Here is a 3,085-nt window from a genome sequence, read left to right as displayed (position 1 = left end):
GTCACATCCCCGGCCAGCACATGCCGTGATCCTCACCAGGTTGAACCTCACGCCCACACCAGCAGATGCCGACGGCATCAGCAACGAGCGGCCCGAGCTCGCTCATCGACCTGGCCAGGTCCGCCGCGTGTTCTTCGCTCTGCATCAGTCCTCCTACAGGCCGGGTATCGGTTCTTGGTCGACGTCGCGCCGCTCATGCCCGCCACGGGTCTCGGGATCACACTCCGGTCCCAGCCGGCGGGCTCGTGAGAGGTCGTCGAACAACTCTCTGCCGCAGCGCCGCCCGCCCCGGATACCGCGGCAGAAGACGCGTACGCGCCGCGCCACCGGGGCGTCTGGCAAGGCTTCCTGACGGTCCATCGGCATGATTCCAGTGTGATCCTGAGTCGGGGGTTCCGCTGTGGCGGGGTCTTCGGATACGCTGCGCGTGCGCGATCAGTATGTGAGAGGCCACCACCCCGGTTCGGGGCGGTGGCCCTTCGTCGTTCCCGGGCTAGATGCTGGTCTCAGCCGTGGCCGCCAAGCAGGCCGCGATCACGACGACCGACGGCGTGTCGGACGGGAAGTCGGGGTTCGCTCCATTGGGGCAGGTCAGGCCGGAGTCGCCGGACTCGTTGGTGACTGCCCAGACGGCGCCGGACGGGTGGCGCAGGATACTCAGCGGGTACTCAGGGTCGCCTGTCCAGCCCGCGGCTTCCAGTGCTTCGAGGACATCGAGGCGTCCGTGCCAGTCGCCAGGCTCGGGGACTTCGACCACCAGATTGAGGTGCGGCATGGGTCTCCTTAGGCGGCAAGGTCGGTCTGGGACTGGGTGAGCTTCACGCGGGGACGGTAGTCGGCGTCGTCCTTGTCGCGGGCCAGCTCGTAGAAGTACAGGGCCTGGGCGTCGTCGGCCGGCGCGGGGGCGGGGCGCTCGTAGGTGGTGGGCTCGGGGCGGGTGAGGACGTATGCGATGCGGTGCAGCGTGTACGCCTGGACGCCTTCGAGGTGGAACTGGCGCTCGGCGTTGCGCAGGCGGCACATGGCGATGAGGACGATGCCGCCGTCGGTCGTCGTGCGGATCTCCGCGATCTCGATCGTGCGAACGGTGGGCTCGGTCTCGCCGGGCTTGAGGTAGGTGATGGTGACGGCGTGGCGGCGGTCGATGGCGCGGTAGAGGTCGGCGAGGGTCTTGGTGGCCGGCTGGCGGTCGGTGTGCTTCATGTGGGCCCCCGCGCTTGGTTGTTGGTGATGGCTTCACCGTACCCATTAAGGCATTGCATTGCAATGCCTTACGCGGTAAGGTTGAGGAACTCACCACCCGACAACCCCCAGCGCCGTAAGGCATGGCGCTGCAATACGAGATGGAGGACACTGGTGCGGTCTACCCCCCGCTCGCGCCCGCCCAGCCCCAAGCAGTCCGGCCGGCGCCCGCCGAAAGGACCCCGCTCCGTGCCTAGCGACCTGCGTGCCCGCCTCGCCGCCGCCGCCGCCCAGTTGACGACCGACGGACACGACGAACACGCGGCGTCCGTGAAAGCCGTTCTGGCGCCGGGCGGATGGCGCAAGCTGACCGCCGAGCCCGGCACGGCCGCGACCACCAGGAACCTGCCGGTGTCCGTGCCCGAGAAGCTGCGGGCCCGCCTGTACGCGGCAGCGGAGAACACGGACGCCTCGCTGGGCCCGCTGGCCACCGAGGGCTTCCGCGCTCTGGCGGAGGGCCGCTGGGAGCCTCCGGTGCCCGTACGTGCCACGCGCGGCTCCCTGTCCGGGGAGCGCCGCGTCAACATGAACCTCAACATCGAGGTCGAGGCGCGTGAGGCCGTGGAGAAGCTGCTCGATGGCCTGACGAAGAAGTTCGGGCGGAAGGTCACGCTGGCGCATGTGGCGCTGTCGTGGCTGCGTGAAGAGCTCGGCGTAGACGACGACTGATCCGGGGCGGGATGCCGGCCCCGGATCCGTGGGCCGCCCCGCACCGTAGAACCCCTAGGAGAAACCTCATGGCTCACGCCATTGAGGCCCCCGCGCAGAGCATCAACGCGGAGGGCCCCACCTCGCACACCCCGAACCAGCCCGCGAACACCTTCGGATACTCCCGCGAGGAGCAGATCGAAGCCCTACGCAAGCTGCGGGATCCGTTCCCTGCCACCGAGATCCGGCACCTGCCGCGCATCTGGTGCCAGACCTGCAAGAACTCCCGCGGCAAGGGCTGTGACCGGCACCGGTTCGCCAAGTGCCCTAACTGCAAGCAGAACATGCCGCAGGGCGGTCACATCGACCTGCGCTACGTCGGGCACGCCGAGGCGACGAACCGGCTGCTGAACGTCGACCCGTTCTGGGACTGGGAGCCGCTGACCGTCGACGAGCGGGGCCTGCCCGCGGCGGACGGCTACAAGGGGCTGTGGATCCGGCTGACGGTGTGCGGGATGACGCGGCTCGGCTACGGGCATGCCGGCGACAAGACGGGCGGCGACGCCATCAAGGAGGTCATTGGCGACGCGATCCGTAACGCGGGCATGCGGTTCGGGATGGCGCTCGATCTGTGGACCACGTCCGATCTGGAGATCCTCGAATCCGACGGCCCCTCGGACGACACCCAGGCCACGGCCGCCAGCGCCGCGAGCGCGCGACAGCCCGCGGCTCAGCCGGAGCCCACCCGAGAAAGGCAGGCCCCCTCCCGGGACGAGGTGCTGGACAAGCTGTATCGCCAGGCCATTGCGAACCGCTCCCACGTCGACGTCCTGAAGCAGATCGCCGGCGCTGCTAAGGCGGAGAAGGTCATCGACATGGAGGTCGACGGCCCGCCCCCGGCGCATGAGCGGATGACGCTCGGCGCGCTCATCGACCTGCTCCTGGCCGACGCCCAGGCCGCCAACGCCGAGAGGAACGCGGCCTGATGGACCTGCCTGAGCGGGAGCCGAACGGGCTCACGGTCCTGGACCTGTGCTGCTGCTCGGGTGGCGCGTCCATGGGCTACTGGCTCGCCGGCTTCGACGTCGTCGGCGTAGACCTCGTGGAGCGGCCCAACTACCCGTTCCCGTTCATCCAGGGCGACGCCATCAAGTACGTCCGCAAGCACGGCCACAAGTACGACCTGCAGCACGCG

Annotated in this window: 6 protein-coding genes; 3 read left to right on the top strand and 3 right to left on the bottom strand. The window is 69.1% G+C overall.

The annotated features are described in order from the left end of the window. Positions 1–153: 153 nt before the first annotated feature. The 3 genes from ACFVWR_RS18525 to ACFVWR_RS18515 form a co-directional block, all read right to left on the bottom strand. Complete coding sequence (locus ACFVWR_RS18525) at positions 154–360, bottom strand: DUF6011 domain-containing protein (protein WP_387215703.1); 207 nt, start codon at positions 358–360, stop codon at positions 154–156. Positions 361–493: 133 nt separating this feature from the next. Further along, on the bottom strand, positions 494–775 hold the full coding sequence (locus tag ACFVWR_RS18520) for a hypothetical protein (protein ID WP_387215700.1): 282 nt from the start codon (positions 773–775) through the stop codon (positions 494–496). Between the two features lie 8 nt (positions 776–783). Continuing rightward, positions 784–1,203 carry a WYL domain-containing protein gene (locus tag ACFVWR_RS18515; protein ID WP_387215697.1) on the bottom strand — a complete coding sequence of 140 codons (420 nt, stop codon included), beginning with the start codon at positions 1,201–1,203 and terminating at the stop codon, positions 784–786. A gap of 228 nt (positions 1,204–1,431) precedes the next feature. On the opposite strand from ACFVWR_RS18515, the gene ACFVWR_RS18510 reads away from it, so the two are divergent. The 3 genes from ACFVWR_RS18510 to ACFVWR_RS18500 form a co-directional block, all read left to right on the top strand. Continuing rightward, positions 1,432–1,911 (top strand): hypothetical protein, encoded by a 480-nt coding sequence (locus tag ACFVWR_RS18510; RefSeq protein ID WP_387215694.1) that lies wholly within the window; start codon positions 1,432–1,434, stop codon positions 1,909–1,911. 68 nt (positions 1,912–1,979) lie between these two features. Further along, positions 1,980–2,876, top strand: coding sequence for a hypothetical protein (locus ACFVWR_RS18505; RefSeq protein ID WP_387215691.1), 897 nt, complete (start codon positions 1,980–1,982; stop codon positions 2,874–2,876). Continuing rightward, positions 2,876–3,085, top strand: a 210-nt coding sequence (locus ACFVWR_RS18500; protein ID WP_387215688.1) for a hypothetical protein, incomplete at its 3' end; no start/stop codon positions are given. The genes ACFVWR_RS18505 and ACFVWR_RS18500, both read left to right, overlap by 1 nt.

The sequence above is a fragment of the Leifsonia sp. NPDC058292 genome, assembly GCF_042880955.1.
GTDB lineage: Bacteria > Actinomycetota > Actinomycetes > Actinomycetales > Microbacteriaceae > Leifsonia.
This window is presented reverse-complemented; position numbering and strand designations above follow the sequence as displayed.

Bases quoted from the DNA above. Each gene is read 5' to 3' on its own strand.
- ACFVWR_RS18515 (WP_387215697.1), bottom strand. From the start codon at position 1,203: ATGAAGCACACCGACCGCCAGCCGGCCACCAAGACCCTCGCCGACCTC.
- ACFVWR_RS18525 (WP_387215703.1), bottom strand. From the start codon at position 360: ATGGACCGTCAGGAAGCCTTGCCAGACGCCCCGGTGGCGCGGCGCGTA.
- ACFVWR_RS18505 (WP_387215691.1), top strand. From the start codon at position 1,980: ATGGCTCACGCCATTGAGGCCCCCGCGCAGAGCATCAACGCGGAGGGC.
- ACFVWR_RS18520 (WP_387215700.1), bottom strand. From the start codon at position 775: ATGCCGCACCTCAATCTGGTGGTCGAAGTCCCCGAGCCTGGCGACTGG.